Raw genomic sequence first — 17,534 nt, forward strand, 5'->3', positions numbered from 1 at the left:
GATAAAACAAGATGTATAGCATATTTTACAAAAACGTTTAGGGCGCTATTGACTGTAAATATATCATTTAACTCCTTTGGTGCGCATCTCAACTCGATAAATTGATGTACGGGCGGTAATATAAAGCTGGCTTCTGTTGGGGCCACCAAAACAAACATTGGACGGTCGTTCGGGCACGGTAATGGATTCTAACAAAACACCCGACGGAGTGTAAACCTCAACATCACTTTTTCCGCGCGGCGTAACATACACGTTACCTTTAACATCCACCGTCATGCCATCGCAGCCCAGGTCTATAAAAAGGGATTTATCCCTTAAGCTGCCATCTGCTTGAATAGTGTATCGATAGGTTTTTCCGGCGCCTGCATCGGTAATATACAGCTGCTTTCCATTGGGCGACCCTTTGATGCCATTTGGTTTTTCAAGATCATTGCACACCCTAATAACCTGTTTGTTGGGCGATATATAATAGACGTGCATGCCATCCTGCGGTATATCTTGGTCATTACCACCGTATTGAGGGTCGGTAAAGTAAATGCCTCCTTTAGCATCGAGCCATAAATCGTTGGGTTGATTAAAGCGTGTGCCTTTGTAGTGTTTTGCTACTACTGCGTACTCGCCAGTGGAGGTGGTTGAGCTGATCAGTCCATCTTCTCCTTCACAAACGAATAGCTTATCCTTGGCATCGAAATATAATCCATTGGCCCGTCCGCTATTGGTTCGGAAGGTATCCAGCTTGTTTTTAATCGACCAGGTGTAGATTTTGTGATCACGCACATCGGTAAAGTATACATTGCCTTTGGAATCGGCAGCAGGCCCTTCGGTGAAAATAAAATCACCAGCTAACTTCTTCACTTCTCCCTTAGTAATGGATGTCTGTTTATCGGTCTTATTGTTTTGCCCGCTTGCAGGCAGTAAAAAGCAAAACAAGCATAAAATACTAAATAAATTGGCGATGGATTTCATAGTGAGTATTCTTTAAAATGAATGAAAATCATTTATCGAAACCCAATTTACATATCTTTCTTTTTGGAGGTGTGATATTGTAGTATTTTTTTTGACTAAGATTTTATTTTTTGAAAAGGTCAAACAACATTGTTTAACATGCATACTCCGTCAACATTGGTCATTTTACACGTTTTTATTTCCTGATATTATTGATCGTTTACAACGGCTTTATATGGTACTTAAAGGGATTTAATCTTTTATGCATCTAACGCTTCTGCCCGAATTGATGTATCCATTATCTCCTGTTCTAAAATATTGAGCTTCTGATATAGTATTGGAATACCACACACGCCCTTCATATTGAGTGTTTTCTTCTGGAATCAAAAAATAAGCTTGTCTATTTTGAAAAGCATAAATTGAGTTTTTATCCCCAGTTAATTTAGTCCGCATACCAGCAGGAAGCGTTGTAAAACCACTTAAATTATTGGTATTGGCATGATAATAATCCCATTCTGCTGGGGCATTATATTTTAATAAGTTTCCCGCATTGTTATAACCACCAAGATAATCGATTAGAGTAGTCCACTCTTTATTATTTGGTACATGCCAACCATCGGGGCAGACATTTCGGCTGTCGAGTACCACATATGAATTATACAAGCACCCATATCTAGTCATGTTATCTACATTATCATCATAAAAACAATAGGCCCCTTCTGTGGTACTTAACCATTCATCATCCGATTGCATAGTTAACTCTGGAATCGGATCGCCATTATTATAATGCTTTACTTTTAAATTTTCTTGCATCCAAACCTGATCTCCAATCCGAACAGTTGAATAGGTATTGTTATCAATATCATTAAGCGGTTCTTCTGTTTTATCTAACCAAAGTATAAAGGAACTTTGTTCACCGTATGAAGTGCCCTCTCTATTTGTTGCGTAGGCACAAACGTAGTAATCTATATTTGATCTTAAGTTTTCCATACCAATGGTAAAACTCTCAACATTGCTTGAGTCAAATGGTAAAACATGATCTTTAGTAGATGGGTTTGGGCTTAAGCTCCAACAAATACCCATATCGATTAGATTGGCACCGCCATCGGATAAGATATGGCCATTAAACATTACTTTATTGTATTGCTTATCGGCTAATTCAAGCACACCCAACTGAGGTAATTCAAAATATTCATCTTGAGTACAAGATGTTATGATTATCAATAATAATACAGTAATATACTTCATTAGTTTAGTATTTGAATTATAGCAAAATACTAACTTTTACACTAAACTCCAACGGCTTCCGCATGAAGCATATAGAGGTTTAAGCTCATAAACTTTCCAAACTGAGCAGGGCCAAAGGCTTGAACTTGTTTTTAACTTTATTATTTGAAAACCATTTACATCTTGATCACTTTTAAAACTAATAAATATTGAACAAACACAGTCGGATGGGATGAGGAATATTGACTAGCATCCATGCAATTTAAGACACTAAAACTGTAGTGAGCCGGGCAGTGTACAAGAGCTATAAAAGTTTATTCCACATATAATAGCTTTGTAAAATACGTATTGTTGCTAAGGTGTAGCGTAACTAAATAAGTTCCTTTTTTAATGTCTGTTAATTGCAATGTTTGATCTGATACTGGAACCGATGCAACAAATTTTCCGGATATAGTTCGAAAATTAGCGCGTTGAATACGTTTCTTTGTATTTATAAAAACAGTTGAATTACTATTTGCTGGGTTAGGAAATAAAATAGCTTTTTGTTCATTCAGCAACTCGTCTATTGCAGTTGGTATTTGATTGGAAATAAGCACCGATAATGTATCTGAAACAATTCTGCCACTTACAGAAGGATCTTCCCAATAACAAATAACATTCACTGTACCATCATTTAAGGCATTTAAAAATGCGATGCTGGAATTAGTGACATCTGGAGTTACAGAAGCCAAACTTGGATTATCAACTTTCCAAAATATAGGTTCGCCATATGAAGGATAGTCATTTGATCGAAGTTGTAGCATGCCTTTATCTTGATTTATTTCAGGTGGAAGCTCACCAATAATTACTAATTCCAAACGTGCTATACGTTTAGTTTGGTTCGATATAACAACAGAAAAATCCTTTGAAGTACCATTGGGGTCGCTCGATTGAGCGGTAAACGTTGTATTCGTAGCTAGGCCATCGGCATCATTAATTGCCTGAACAATACCTGTAGTACCACCTATTGCTCCATAAATAAACTGATTATTCGACGCATTGTTTGATTGCTCCCACGTTATACTTTTGAAACTGTTATCGGCATTTTCAGGTATGAACTCTACGTCGAATTCAAGCGTACCGTAGTCGGTATCAATTTTAAATTCTCCACCTCCCTTAACCAAAACATTCAATGCTTCTAAATGAATCTTTTGATTGCTTATTGTAATATCTGCATAATCAGTTTTCTGATTGATATCGTCAATGGTGGCATATACACGCACCGTCCCATTGCTCAATGCAGTAAGTTCACCTGCTATATTAATAGTAGCCAGATCGTAATCGCTAAGAGTCCAGTGTATCAGCCTACCTTGCGCTTCAATAGGCAATAAATTGGCTTCCATCTGAAGTGTACCATAGTCTTCTGTTATTTCACTTATGCCTCCGGCCCCTTGTATTTCTATTGATGATACAACTGGATTACCGTCATCTCCTGCTTGAATTCCTTGAGATGCTACAGTTTCATAAGCCAAACTTTTTACTTCAATGGACATGTAATCTGTAACATCTTTAATATTGTAAATTTTAATAAGCAACCAGGCGTAATGTATATTGCCATCTTTCTCAAATTGAACACCTAAATATGAAAAATCCTTGTTGAGGAAATTAGGTTCATCTGTACAAAAATTATTTGCAATAATTACCTGTGTTTCTCCTGCACCTTGTACCGAACCGTTCCAATCTTCAGCACTTTGTTCAATGAATTTTTGTCCTGATTTATTGACAAAAGCCGAAAAGAGAGTAGGACTACAACCAACACCGCTTAAAAATTTTGTATTTGCTTGCTCATTACTCGCATAAACACGTCCAATAAAGATGTTATCTGCTTCAGAAGCTATTCTAAAGATCAGGTCATTAGTTCCATCATCATCAATGTCAATATTTACAAATAAATCAGGATCATGGCGCCGAATTGTTTCACTTATATTAATTTCTCTATAAACGATAGTAGACGATGGAGTATGATCGAAAGGTTGGGCATAGGAAAGTAAACTTACCCATGAAATTAAAAGTATTAAACCTATTTTATTCATATGATTATAATTTGCTTTCATTTGCCATATGGAACTCTCAAGTAAATTTTATCATCCTCCTGTGTGAAAAATTGGATAATCAAATTTACATGGGTGTTTCATATGTACTTTGCAAAGTTGTTACCTACGCTTTGTAACAATAATCATTTATACTTTGTTCGGGAAAGGCCAAGCAGTGTGCACAAAGCTTCTGCACAGCTGCATATTGCCCATGCAGCCTACTTGAGCTAAAAACACAGCTGCAGAAAGTCCTTGCAGTCATGTTTGGGCGTTCTGCAAATGTGCAGAAGCCTTATGCAGACTACTTGAGCCTTATTCAAACCTGCGGAAGCCTCAAACAGCTAGGCGTGCACTAAAACAAAAATGCAGAAACCTGTGGCATTTGGCACTGGTTTCTGCATTAAACGACATACAGACGTACTAATTATTAATTAACTGATTTGATTAACATTTCTATTTCACGATAGGCCTTAACAATGTTTTCGTTAGTGCCAATTTTAGCATGTGCAAACATAAGTGTGTATAAATCGTGTAAGCTTTCGGCCAATTGCGGTGCCAAATCGCTGGCAGCACTGGTGGTGGCCAATATGGCATTGCCCTCGATAAAGGCTTTGTTAGCCTTTTTAAAATCTTCGTTTGCATTTTTAATCAGTGGTAACCAACGCCCAATAGTTAGCGTTTCACCCTCTTGCAAATCTATTTTACTAATCTCAGTAAGCATATTATCCACTGCTGCCGTTTGTTCGTTGTAACTGTAGCGGTTGATATCGCTATACTTAGCAAGTATGACACTCAAAGTATCAATAAGTTGTGCTTTGTCCGTTTCATGAGGAAAATAAGTTTCAGACTTAACTTCTAATCTAAAGCCAGATATATACTTATCGCGTAACTTGTCTAACTCGACCTTAGTAACAGCAGGCACGTTTTCTTTTTGCATGCCTAATTTAAAGTCGCCAATCAATGACTTTACCTTGTCTGTGGCTGGTTTTACTTCGGGTATTGCTTCGCAAATACGCAAAGAGTTTTCGCCTACGGTCTGAAGTTGCTTCATCCGTAAACGGGGTAGGTTTACTATTTCCATTGTTTTAATTTTTACAGGTAATCCTGTACATCGTCAATATTAAAAGTATAAACACTAAACCAATATTCAATCTTTTGTTAAGGTGATCTTTATCATATTTTTGTTGATAACTGAGATTGACGGATGACATCTATGTAAGCAGTATACCAATATAGATGTCATCCGTTCTTTAGAAAAAAATGAGGAACTCGCCTGATTAGGCAAGTAACACACCCTGCTCAAGCCGCAGTGGCTTATCCTCTTTCTCCTTGATGAGAAAAGGATACAAAAGAATCAAGGCTACTTTTAATCTTGCCTTCTTTTTTTTCTCAAGCCCAAGTGCAACCGCGTGATCTTCGAACAAGTTCTCAGCTTCTCGGTTTTACTAAGGCTTTTTTCAAAATGAAACCAATATTAAAAGAGGCCACTATGCATGGCGCTTAGAATAAAAACCGTAATTACTTAGTTCGAACCCCTCAATGCGAAACTCTCCATCCACCACTCGAAACAATTGTTTCGAACTATTGAAAGCCAGTGATAAGAGTGGATATTGCGGAATGGCGGCCTTGACGAAGAAGATTTACGGATTACATCTATGTAAGCATTATGCCAATATAGATGTAATCCGTTTTCTAAAAAAATGAGAAATAACAACTAAAAAAAAGTCCTTATGTGAACTGGGTTTGCTTTATTCTCTAGGCGTGAATACTCTTACAAATCATCCACAATACTCAGCATGGTAGTTACCAATGACTCACCAAGTTTTATTGAACGTTCCGACGACCAGCCAAGCAGCTCATCGGGGATATTGTTGTTTTGCTTAAAAGGCATTTCTAAAGTTTGAGAAAGACATTTAAACTCTTCACCCAAATTTTTAGAGCCAATCTGCAGGTTGGCTTTGCCTGGTTCATTCTTTGGGTAGCCGTATTGGTTTTGCATATCGGGGTTAATGACCATCCAATTATTAATAAAGCTATCCGTTAGCTTGCTAAGCTTATCGTTAAACGATGGTATACCCTCTATGCCAGACAGAAAACAGTATGGTAGTCCCTCATCGCCATGCACATCTAAAACAAAGTCCATACCTATTTCTTGCATTTTTTGCTTGGTATAATATACTTCAGGACTTTTTGCAATACTCGGTTCTAACCACTCGCGATTATAGTTTACACCCAAGGCATTTACACGCAGGTTACCCAGTATACTACCATCAATATTCATATTTGGCACCAGGTAAAGGTTGGCCTTGTCTAAAAGCGAAAGGGATGTTGCATCTTCCTCATCCAACAAACGGTCGATCAACCCTAACATAAACCATTCGGCCATTGTTTCGCCTGGATGCTGACGGGCAATTACCCATAGTTTCTTCTTACTGCTATCGCCATCTCCTATTCGTAAGAATTCGATGGGCCTGCCTTGTGTGGTATGACCAATACACTCCACCGCGCACTTGGGTGATAATTGTGCGTTATCAACCAAATCAAGGTGTTGCTCGTATGAGAATGGTGCAAAATAGGCGATATAAACCGTATCATGTTCAGGGTTTAAGTTCATGCTTAATACCTGCCCATCGTATTCTGTTGGTATTTGAAACCATGTTTCGCGGTCGTACGATGCTCGAGCCTGATAATTATCCCAACCCTCGGGATAGGCAGCATCCCCAGCATTTAATAGGTTGAAACGGCAACTCTGTCCCTTGGCTCCCTGTACCCTAAAGTAGAACCATTGCAGAAAATCGGAATTGGTATCTTTTCTAATTTGTAGTTGAATATCACTGGACTTATCTGCGTTGATGACTTCAACGTTACCAGCATCAAATGTGGAGGAGATTACTATACTCATGTGAATCAATTTTTATTTCGTTTTAATTGGGTCTTAAGCAACTTTTGCCTCTGCCAAAACCAAAGATAATGCGATTTCCAATTTATCACATTAATATGGATATGTTTATAAACAGTACAGGCTAGCTCTGCAAGGTAGACTTCATTGTTATATCAGCTTATGCGTTTACTGATAAATCTTATCTTTATTGTCGTAATACAAAACCCATATCATGCGAAATAAAATTCAGATTGCCTTTGCCTTGCTGCTACTTATGGCTTGTCAAACACCCGAACAAGCGCTTAAAAATGCTGAGTCGAGCATTTCAGGCGAACGAATGAAAGAATACATACTGGAACTGGGCAGTGATGCCTATCAGGGGCGAAAACCCTTTTCTCAAGGAGAAAAACTGAGCATTGACTACCTAAAAAAATGCTTTCAGGAGATAGGCCTGGAGCCAGCCAATGGCAACAGTTACTTTCAGAAAGTACCTTTAGTAATGGTAAATGGTAAAGTGGGCACTCCCCTAAATATTACAACGCCTAATACGACTTTATCCTTTGAATACGGTCATGATTTTGTGGCTTTTTCGCGCCAGATGACTCCCGAGCTTCAAGTTCAGGACTCTGAATTAGTTTTTGCGGGTTACGGCATTGTGGCTCCTGAATACAACTGGAACGACTATGCCGAGCTGGATGTAGCAGGTAAAACAGTTGTGGTACTGGTGAATGATCCTGGTTTAGACTCAGGGCGTCAGGATTTTTTCACGGGCGATGCTATGACCTATTACGGGCGTTGGAGTTATAAATATGAAGAAGCTGCACGACAAGGTGCCGAAGCAGTTTTTATAATTCATGATGACAAGGGCGCCGGCTATCCCTGGTCGGTAGTTGTTAATTCTGCCGCGGTTGCTAAAGTGTACCCCGAAACGGATGATAACTACATGAATAGATGCAAAATAGAGGGATGGATACATCAATCACAAGCGAAAGAGTTATTTGCAGCCATGGATCTTAATCTCGATCAGATAATTGAGGAGGCGAAGAAAAACACCTATCAAGGCTTTGAAATGAAAGCCAAAGCCAAACTTAAGCTTAACAACAGCTGGCATAAAGATGTTTCGCACAATGTAATGGGTATGATACGCGGTACCGATCTGGCTGATGAGTACCTGTTTTATTCAGCTCACTGGGATCACCTGGGTATTGGTAAAACAATTGATGGCGATTCAATTTATAATGGAGCGGTGGATAATGGCACCTCGCTAGCCTGGATGATGGAAATTGCGCACGCTTTTAAAGCCATGCCACAAACGCCACGCCGATCAGTTGTGTTTTTTGCACCAACGGCAGAAGAATCAGGACTTAACGGCTCGGGTTATTATGCCGATCATCCCATATTCCCTATTCGTAAAACAGTAGCCAACATCAATAACGATTTAATGTTACCCTTTGGTCGATGCAAAGATGTGATGGTTACTGGTTATGGTAAATCAAGCCTCGACGATATACTTTTGCAAGAAGCACAAAAGCAAGACCGTTATATTTTACCTGATCCCAATGCGCATACCGGTATGTATTATCGCTCCGATCATTTTAGCTTTGCACGCGTTGGTGTGCCAGCTTTATTTGCTCGCGGCAATAACCATCATAGGGAAAAAGGAAAAGAATACATGGCTGAGAGGGAGCAATACTGGATTAATAACTGTTACCACAAACCAGATGATGAGTATCAAGATTGGTGGGATTTAAGTGGCGTGGAAGAAGATGCTAAACTGCTATTTCGTGTGGGCTGGCACATTGCCAATAGCGACGAATACCCTCAATGGAAAGAAGGATCGGAGTTCAAAGCCATCAGGGATCGACAGTTTGATTAACATGTCAATCGCATTTTAAAGTTGAATCCCTTTAGGATTCTATAATTGATAATTTTAATTTACCCCAGATTTTATCTGGGGTTATTCTTGTTCAACCACGCTGTGGTTGTTGGTGATAAACCCTGAAAAAGATTTAATATTAATAACCTGCATGGAATGCAGGGGGTATGATATATACCTTTTTAATAACAACTACAAAGTGGTTGAATCTTAAATGCCATTGCTGTGGTTTGATTAAGCTGTACCGCTTAAACTATAATAATCTATAGAGGATGTCCTCAAAAAACATCTGTTCAAGTACAAGAGGTAGTTTTGGGGAACCCTTTTCTCATGAATATTGCCAATTTACTTAAGCCTGAATACCTTTAATAAACTCCATTACAATGTTGCCAAAGTTGGTCATGAATAACTTTACCGCCATTGCCAGCAGAATAATACCGAAAAACTTCTTAAGGATATAGATTCCTCCCTGCCCTATTACGCGCTCCACAAACTTGGATGATTTAAGAACAAAAAACACAACAGCAATATTCAGGAACAGTGCAATAATGATGTTGATAGTTTCAAATTCGGCACGCAGAGATAAAAGTGTTGTAAACGAACCTGCACCAGCTATTAACGGAAACGCTATGGGTACAATGGACGCTCCTGAAGGTGAATCATACTTAAATACTTCAATGCCTAATATCATTTCAAAAGCCATGATCAGCAATACAAAAGAACCCGCTATGGCAAAGGATGCGATATCAACACCAAAGAGCCCGAGTAAAGCCTCACCTACAAATAAAAATATAATCATAATGGTGAAGGCAACTGATGTGGCCTGAAAGGCTTTAATAGGGCCACTTTTCTTTTGAAGATCAAGTATAATAGGCAGCGACCCCAGTATATCAATTACTGCAAACAATACTATAAAGGCCGAAACAATTTGTAAAAAGTTAATTTCCATCGTGTAGGTTTTTGGCAAAGGTAATTATTTCTATCATTTCAACTTATCTACCTATAACTACGATGCCCGTACAGAAGTAACAAACCTTAGCACATTATTGCTCAACCTTAATGAGTTTAGACACATCATAGCCCCGTTGGCTTATTTTAGACAACAGTTTAGTATACTCCTCATCATCCACAAAAGGAGTTCGCGATAAAATCCATAAATACTTATCCGAACTACTTCCAATGATGGCCCATTGGTAGTTATCATCCAGATCCAACACATAATAATCAGCGTAAAATATCCAGAAGAAAGAGACCTTAAGCTTGCCTTGTTCTTTTAAATCGGGGATTTTAGCTTTACCAACAGCAATGGATTCTTCTCCGTTTAATGAGTTTTTAAAACCTGCATTGACCACTTTTATCAATCCATCGTCGCGCATTGAATAGGTGGCCGACACCCCGACCAAGCCGCGCTCAAACGAATGGTCGTAACGTGCCAGTTCGTACCATTTTCCCATATAACGTTCAATATCCAGCACTTTCACTACCGTTTTATCAACTTCGTCCGATTGCCCTTTGCAGGCCATTGTTAAAAAACTGATGACTGCCATTATAATTATATTTTTTCCCATGCTTCAATATCTCCTTGTAATAACGCAAATAATGGATGCACATCGTAATTAACCACAAAACGATGCTCATTGTACTTATCTGTATCGCGCACCTTTAGTTTGTTAAGAAGATGGTTCACTTCAAAGGCTACTTGTCCGTTGGTTACAGGTATGACTGGTGTTGTTTCAATACCTACAAACTTACTCTTATCAAACTTATAATCGCGGTCAGTGGCCTCCTCCCATATCACTTGCAGGTAAAAATTAATGGCATCCAAAGGGCTGTCGGTCTTTTTAAAACGCTTCAGCTGCGGATGATTGCGGTAAGCTTTTGTTTTTCCCTCCAGCACATTTTTAGCCAGAAGGGTCTCACGCCACAAGGCTACCAGTCCTTTGGCATCAAGGTATTTCGGGTGTAAAGACCATAATCGCATATGTAGTATCTTTAATTTTTCAGCTATGGAGCTTCAACTGCTGAATGAGTTGAGCCTATAGTAAAATACTTTTTGCGATTAATTGTTTAATCATAAGTACCAGAATTACTTCTGTTTTCTTTCGATTAGGGCAACCACATCGTAATATATTCGGCCACCTCTTCCCATTTTGAATCTCCCATTATCCAATGAGCTTTACCGGCATATACTTTCAACGTGCTTTGCGGTTTATATTTTTTAGCCAACTTTTTTGATATTTGGGGAGGAGATGCCAAATCTTTTTCTCCGGCAATAATCAAAACAGGTATATTCACACGCCCATAATTTATCTTATTCGGCTTAGGACCGAACACATTTTTGATCCATATCATTTCCTTCATCACCAAACCCGATTCATAGCTCAAATCTGCATAAATTTGTTTCTGAACTTCAACTGGTAAAGTATACAATAAACTCTGTTGTGCTTGCTCAAAGGTGGGTTTTACCAAACTACTTTTCAGATTGGACTCTTTGTTAAGCCATTTTACCGATTGTATACTTTTCGGAGGCGGAATCATGCCATAATTAACAGGTGGTGCCAAAAGTACCATCTGCGATACCAAGCCCTCTGTCGCCAATCGTTGAGCCACAATACATCCCATTGAATGCGCTACAAGCACGGGTGCCTGTTCATACTCTTTGAGCAAATCTCGTATTTGTGCTATGTAATCTTCCATACTCAAACCTGCCAACCCCTTATTTTTTACATTTGAATGATACTTTAGATCTGGCAACAAACACTCGTACCCCTTGTTTGTAAAGTAATTACAATAATTATCCCATACTGCACCTGTTGACCAGGCGCCATGAATAAATACTACTTGCTTTGATTTCGTATATTGTTGACTTATGCCATTAGTAAGTACTGAAAGAAATACCAACACGCCAATTAATTGCTTCATTGTTTTTATTTTAATTGTGTTATAAAATGATGAAGCAAAAGTAGAGTGATGAGTAGCAACGCTCCTTAACCTATGGTAAGAAAAGCTAAGGTTAACTTTTTTTTCGTATGCGGCTTAATGATTCAGGAGTGACTCTTAAGTAGGAAGCAATCATGTATTGCGGTACACGCTGTGCTAATGATGGACGTTCTATAACGAGTTTTTTATAACGAGTTTCAGCATCATCAAGCATTAATGAAACTGCTTTGTTATGCCAATTTTTAAATAAAGCCTCAGCCATAAGTCTGCCTACTCGCTCAAACACCTGACTTTGTGTATACAAACGGTGGAGATCTTTTATGCTTATCACCAATAGCTCGGTATCTTCTATGCACTTCACTTTCTTTTCGGCAGGTTTGTTATCTAAAGCGCATGTGTAGTCGGCAATAAATTCGTTTTCCATTGCAAATTCGTCAATCACATTTACACCATCCTTATTGTATAAGCAAACCATACATCCTTTTAAAACAAAGCCAATTTCGTTTGCCTTACCGCCTTCCTCAATAAAGCTGTCGCCCTTTTTTAATTGCCGATATTTAAAGCATTTCATAAAACTCAATAAATCATCGCCATCAATGTTTAAAAAATGCTTAAAATGAGCTTGAACTCCGGTTCCGATTGTGTATTGCTGCTGTTCCATAAAAATAATTGACTGTACTGCATCTATAATAAATAATTGAATTGACTTTTTTTCCTCCATCACATTTTTAGCCCAAAGGGCCTCACGGCACAATGTCATCAATCCTTTGGAGTCAAGGTATTTTGGGTACATAGATTATGATCGCATTGTAAGATATTCTTAATACAATGTACTTATAACGTTTATTTAAGGTATTTACTAAACAACATGGCTTTTATAAGGTTTAATCCAAAACCTTTGAACTTGTAGTATACCTCCACCGTATACTACCAACATATTTAACTCAATACATCGACAAGGAAATTTCATGCTAAAACACAGCATATTTAACAATTAAATCAAAGTATAAATACTACTTCAAGGTGTAAAACCCCCTAAAAAAAGAAGCCACCCCCTACTTTTGGGTTGTATGTACAACAAGGAAAACCAATATTTTTGCATTCAATAATTAATTCATTTAAAAATGTAATATGATGAGTGACATGATGATTTTCTTTTTGGGCGTTGGAGGCTCTCTTATTCCTGCGGCAATTTTAGTTCGTCTAATTTTTAAGAAATCATTAATTGCAACCCTTCTTTACTTGATGCTGGTTATTATCTACACAGATATTATTGGTTTTTATTTAGTAGGAGTATACGGCATTAAATACTTTTTATATGCTCTTACCATAGGATTTATAGTTGCTATACCAGTGTTAATGGTGATTAGCAAATTAATTAAAGAGCCATTAATTGAATCGGCCAAAAATATTAAAGAAATAGCTAACGGCAACCTGACTATTAGAATGAGCGAATACAGCTTTGACAATGAAATTGGAACACTCAACAAATCACTTAAACAGCTTATCAACAACTCTACCAACATCATTGCTAATATTAAAGATGGATCAGAAAATATCGATTCGGTAAGTAATCAATTAAGTGGTGCTGCACAAACTATTTCGTCTGGTGTTAGTGAGCAGGCAGCAGGAGCTGAAGAGGTATCTTCATCTATGGAAGAGATGGTATCCAACATTGAGCAGAATACCGAAAATGCATTAAAAACAAAGGATATATCACAAAGAGCGGCCAAAGCTATGGAACAGGTATCCAAGGCATCGGAAAATAGCACTAAAGCTGTAAAAGATATATTCTCAAAAATAAATATAGTTGTTGAAATAGCTGAAAAAACAGATTTATTGGCCATTAATGCTGCGGTGGAAGCTGCCCGTGCAGGTGAAGAAGGTCGTGGTTTCGCGGTTGTTGCAGGCGAGGTTAGAAAATTAGCCGAACGCAGCCAATTAGCAGCTAACGAAATTGTTGAGTTAGCCAACCTTGGGATGCAAACAACTGAAGAATCAACTAATATGCTAAAGGGTATCCTTCCCGAAATCAAACAAACATCAAGGTTGGTTGAAGAAATAGCCGCTGCCAGTCAGGAACAAAATTCAGGTGCACAGCAAGTAAATTCTGCTATTCAACAGTTATCGATGATTACACAGCAAAATGCCTCATCATCGGAAGAGATGGCCAGTAATTCAGAAGAAATGGCATCGCAAGCGGCTCAACTAAAAGAAATAACCAGTTTCTATCATTTACGATAAATCAGATTTTAAAAACTATACCCAAACTACATGGTGTTTGAGAATATGATGAATTAAAACATTCCTTTATTTTTTTAGAAAAAGAAGATGCTCTATATGAATGTCTTCTTTTTACTTTTCCATTTGAACTGTAATAAGCTGATCAATGAAACCAGAGCCCACACTCCCTCTAATATTATAAAAGGCATATAGTGCATTAGAATGGACGCCAGGCATGCCATACCAGCACCAACAAGGTTAAGAAGTATAAATGTCAAATCACCTTTATTCAACTTACCCAGCATATTTAGCACGTAGGCCAATAATATTTGAAATACACCAATAGAACCAATCCAATCTACTCTATCCATAAAGCCATTTTTTGATGATGAATAAACAGAAGTCGCACTCATCTTGTTTTCTCAATTAGCAAAAAAACAAAAGGCTGCTCAACAAAATTGAACAGCCTTTCCCATTTAAACTTATCCCTATCTATTCAATAATAACATTTACCTCCTGACGAGCTGGGTTTTTAGCTAAATCGTAAATATCAAACCTTAAGCGATAAATACCTGATTGAATCTGGTACGGGATATCACCACCAAAAAGAACCAAGTTACTCACCTCTTGCAAAGTTTCCGACAATGGAATCACCATTTCTTCGGGTTCCCAAGGAGAGTCAATACCTTTTAAAGCAGCCCCCTCAATTGGTAACTCTTCAACAAACTCAATATTAACACGACACTCTTTTAGAGCCACATCATCTTCAAATATGGCATCCAGGCGTAAAACACCTCCACGAGCAAACTCTTGGTTATTGGTTGGTGAAAGAACTGTAACATGAGGTGGATTTTTATCACCTTCGTCTTTACTACAGCCCAAAACTATTACTAATAATACCAGGCCTATTAAATATCTCATCTTTTTCATTATTCTTCTTTTTTAATTAATTCAGTAATTGAACATGCGTCAAAAGGCATATAGCCATTGTTGTAATAAGCGAAAGCCCCCCACATAACTACTTCAATGCGTCCTTGCTCGTCATAGCTTGCTATTACATTTTCCTCAAGATGAATCTGCATATTCCCATCCTTCATCGACCACTTATAAATTTTAATGGCACCAGCATCTGGATGAGCAGCAATTTCCTGAGGAGAAAACTCAATGGTTTTGTTTTCAAAATCAACCACCCCAATAATAGTCCGTCCATACCCCCAATAGTTAAATACCTCTATTTGATTGTAAGTATTCTCGACTTGTTTGATTGTCATGTGACCATGTGTATCCCAATAGCCACTTTCTTCGCCATTTATTATTCCGTAACGAATGCTGTGGTCTATCTGGTTATAAGTGCCAAACAAATAAGTATCTTCAAAAACTGGTGGCTCATCGGTCGTAAAGCTTTTGACCTCACTAAAGGAAAAACCATTCTCGGAATAGGTGTAGGCCTTATAGAAATACTCAGTACTACCAACTAACTGATTCACCCAATACGCAAGCACTAAATCATCATGCTCAACCATAATAGTATTGGTTAATGCTTCAGAAAAGTTTTTGTCGGTACTGACAAAAAAGCCACTTTCCAAAATATTCATATCTCCATGTAAAGTTATATCGGCTCGCAACTGTGCTTTATCAAACGATATACCGTCAACATCAACATCAAACCCAGGCAATTGATCCTCCGATACTTTATTATACTTATCTGCATCAATGCTCTCCTCACACGAACTAAGCCATAGTATAGCACTTAACTGTAGTACGGCACTTAGCAATAGTCTGAAGAATCTATTTATTTCTGGTTTCATAACTATTAATTTATGCTTAAAAATATTAATCATTCTGTTCACTCTCATCAATGTGTACGTTATCCTGTATCTCACGTCGAGGAATCTGAAATACCCAATTATCAGCACCAGCCTTCACTTCAAACTGTCCGGGAATACTATGATTTGAGTTCGAATAAGCCCTGTTAATACCTTTATACAAACGCTTTAAATCAAAATAAGAGAACCCTTCGCCCCATAGCTCGATACGACGTTGATGGTATATGTATTCAACATCAACTTCAATCATATTCCAGCCTGGCTGTCGGTTCTCCATCAGAGAACGCATGGCATCTGCTGCCAAAGTCATCTCATTAATTTGTGCATAAGCTTCTGCTTCAATCAAAATCATTTCGGCAGCACGCATGTATGGATAGTCCTGAGTCCAGTCATCTTTACGACCAAACTTTAGACTGGCATAAGGATTCTGAATACTAGGCGCTGTCTCAATATCCTTCTTAAACCGTTGATAATCCTCGGGAGAAATGCCCTCCGGACCGTTAAACAATTGCTTACGCACATCCTCATCCGGAATACTTACGTACAAATCATAATCGATTAAGCGGGGAGATAAGATACCTGCATAACCTGGACTATTATTAGATATATGCGAAAACCAAGAGATTAGCGTTGTTTGCGTTTCAATGGTATGGCGGTACCCCCAAATCCATTCCGTGTTATTGGAATCCATAAAGCCACTTTTTAATTGCTCTAGACTCATCAGGTTGTAACTGGCATGTGCTTTATTCGCATGCTCAGCTGCTTTATTCCACTGCTGCGACAACAAATAAAAACGAGCCAACAAACCATGTATAACATCACTATTAATGGAACGTATATCCCCTAGCCTGTTATAGTTCTCTGATAATTGTAAGGCCATAGTCAAGTCGTGCTCAATTTGTTCAAAAACACGCTCAACAGTATTCCTGCCTTTTAAAGCTTCAGCCTCCAACTCATCAATACCATCAATGGTTGAGAAGTACAATGGTACACCAGGCGCTTGCAAGTTAATGGCATCCTTTGTTGTTACTTCCTGATATAATTGAATCAGGTATAAATACGCCATTCCTCTAACTGCATAAGTCTCAGACAAGCAGCTATTATAGAAATCCTCATCGTAAGCAATAATGTATTCAGATAACTCATCGGCCATATCGAGTAAGCGATTACCATTAGCAATAGCTGTGTAAAAGGTATTCCAGATATATGCCGTACGAACATTTGGAGCCAACCTGTAGCGATGCAAGTAATCCCACGAAAAATAGTGACTGGTAGGTTGTGAAATGTCCTGTGCCATCATATCGGTAGCATGCAAAGTCATTGCAAAGTTAAAGGAATCGTGGTCGCCCTGATAGCTTACCATAAATAGGTAAAGTCCATCAACAAGTGACTTTAATTTCTCAGGATATTCCCTTATAAGGCCCTTCAAATCATCGCCCCCAAGACCTGTTGTATAATCAGTATCTAAATCGTTATTACATGCTGTTATTGAAATCAATAACAGTAGGGCACCAATTTTAATATTCTTCAAATATTTCATAGCA

General features: G+C 38.2%; 16 protein-coding genes. 2 read left to right on the forward strand and 14 right to left on the reverse strand.

The features are described 5' to 3' along the window. Positions 1-63: 63 nt before the first annotated feature. From FNN09_RS12835 to FNN09_RS12855, 5 genes are all read right to left on the reverse strand, one after another. Positions 64-966, reverse strand: coding sequence for an SMP-30/gluconolactonase/LRE family protein (locus FNN09_RS12835; protein ID WP_143302770.1), 903 nt, complete (start codon positions 964-966; stop codon positions 64-66). A 231-nt stretch (positions 967-1,197) separates the two neighbouring features. After that, a complete protein-coding gene (locus tag FNN09_RS12840; RefSeq protein WP_143302771.1) occupies positions 1,198-2,193 on the reverse strand; it encodes a fibrobacter succinogenes major paralogous domain-containing protein in 996 nt (331 codons plus the stop codon). Positions 2,194-2,486: 293 nt separating this feature from the next. Continuing rightward, positions 2,487-4,244, reverse strand: coding sequence for an Ig-like domain-containing protein (locus FNN09_RS12845; RefSeq protein WP_185968985.1), 1,758 nt, complete (start codon positions 4,242-4,244; stop codon positions 2,487-2,489). A gap of 427 nt (positions 4,245-4,671) precedes the next feature. Further along, positions 4,672-5,325 carry a DUF6261 family protein gene (locus FNN09_RS12850; RefSeq protein WP_143302773.1) on the reverse strand — a complete coding sequence of 218 codons (654 nt, stop codon included), beginning with the start codon at positions 5,323-5,325 and terminating at the stop codon, positions 4,672-4,674. Between the two features lie 690 nt (positions 5,326-6,015). Continuing rightward, a complete protein-coding gene (locus FNN09_RS12855; RefSeq protein WP_221932495.1) occupies positions 6,016-7,146 on the reverse strand; it encodes a M14-type cytosolic carboxypeptidase in 1,131 nt (376 codons plus the stop codon). Between the two features lie 211 nt (positions 7,147-7,357). Between FNN09_RS12855 and FNN09_RS12860 the strand changes: the two genes are divergently transcribed. Continuing rightward, the gene (locus FNN09_RS12860; protein ID WP_143302774.1) at positions 7,358-9,001 is read left to right on the forward strand and encodes a M28 family metallopeptidase; all 1,644 of its coding nucleotides are present in this window, start codon (positions 7,358-7,360) and stop codon (positions 8,999-9,001) included. Positions 9,002-9,350: 349 nt separating this feature from the next. Here the strand turns inward: FNN09_RS12860 and FNN09_RS12865 are convergent, their stop codons facing one another. The 5 genes from FNN09_RS12865 to FNN09_RS12885 all read right to left on the reverse strand — a co-directional run bounded on the left by FNN09_RS12865 (position 9,351) and on the right by FNN09_RS12885 (position 12,734). Further along, complete coding sequence (locus FNN09_RS12865; protein WP_143302775.1) at positions 9,351-9,950, reverse strand: MarC family protein; 600 nt, start codon at positions 9,948-9,950, stop codon at positions 9,351-9,353. A 94-nt stretch (positions 9,951-10,044) separates the two neighbouring features. After that, positions 10,045-10,548, reverse strand: coding sequence for a lipocalin family protein (locus FNN09_RS12870; protein WP_221932496.1), 504 nt, complete (start codon positions 10,546-10,548; stop codon positions 10,045-10,047). A 5-nt stretch (positions 10,549-10,553) separates the two neighbouring features. Next, positions 10,554-10,982 (reverse strand): pyrimidine dimer DNA glycosylase/endonuclease V, encoded by a 429-nt coding sequence (locus tag FNN09_RS12875; RefSeq protein ID WP_143302776.1) that lies wholly within the window; start codon positions 10,980-10,982, stop codon positions 10,554-10,556. Positions 10,983-11,107: 125 nt separating this feature from the next. Next, complete coding sequence (locus FNN09_RS12880; protein ID WP_143302777.1) at positions 11,108-11,923, reverse strand: alpha/beta hydrolase; 816 nt, start codon at positions 11,921-11,923, stop codon at positions 11,108-11,110. A 91-nt stretch (positions 11,924-12,014) separates the two neighbouring features. Next, on the reverse strand, positions 12,015-12,734 hold the full coding sequence (locus FNN09_RS12885; protein WP_143302778.1) for a Crp/Fnr family transcriptional regulator: 720 nt from the start codon (positions 12,732-12,734) through the stop codon (positions 12,015-12,017). 341 nt (positions 12,735-13,075) lie between these two features. Between FNN09_RS12885 and FNN09_RS12890 the strand changes: the two genes are divergently transcribed. Further along, positions 13,076-14,185 carry a methyl-accepting chemotaxis protein gene (locus tag FNN09_RS12890; RefSeq protein WP_185968986.1) on the forward strand — a complete coding sequence of 370 codons (1,110 nt, stop codon included), beginning with the start codon at positions 13,076-13,078 and terminating at the stop codon, positions 14,183-14,185. Positions 14,186-14,277: 92 nt separating this feature from the next. On the opposite strand, the gene FNN09_RS12895 is transcribed toward FNN09_RS12890, so the two are convergent. From FNN09_RS12895 to FNN09_RS12910, 4 genes are all read right to left on the reverse strand, one after another. Next, positions 14,278-14,535 carry a hypothetical protein gene (locus FNN09_RS12895; protein ID WP_143302780.1) on the reverse strand — a complete coding sequence of 86 codons (258 nt, stop codon included), beginning with the start codon at positions 14,533-14,535 and terminating at the stop codon, positions 14,278-14,280. Positions 14,536-14,656: 121 nt separating this feature from the next. Continuing rightward, positions 14,657-15,094 carry a DUF4625 domain-containing protein gene (locus FNN09_RS12900; RefSeq protein WP_143302781.1) on the reverse strand — a complete coding sequence of 146 codons (438 nt, stop codon included), beginning with the start codon at positions 15,092-15,094 and terminating at the stop codon, positions 14,657-14,659. Beyond that, positions 15,094-15,972, reverse strand: coding sequence for a hypothetical protein (locus FNN09_RS12905; protein WP_143302782.1), 879 nt, complete (start codon positions 15,970-15,972; stop codon positions 15,094-15,096). The genes FNN09_RS12900 and FNN09_RS12905 overlap by 1 nt, the downstream gene beginning before the upstream one ends. Before the next feature lie 25 nt (positions 15,973-15,997). Next, on the reverse strand, positions 15,998-17,530 hold the full coding sequence (locus tag FNN09_RS12910) for a RagB/SusD family nutrient uptake outer membrane protein (protein ID WP_143302783.1): 1,533 nt from the start codon (positions 17,528-17,530) through the stop codon (positions 15,998-16,000). Between the last annotated feature and the right edge of the window lie 4 nt (positions 17,531-17,534).

Source organism: Carboxylicivirga sp. M1479 (assembly GCF_007097485.1).
Classification (GTDB): Bacteria; Bacteroidota; Bacteroidia; order Bacteroidales; family Marinilabiliaceae; genus Carboxylicivirga.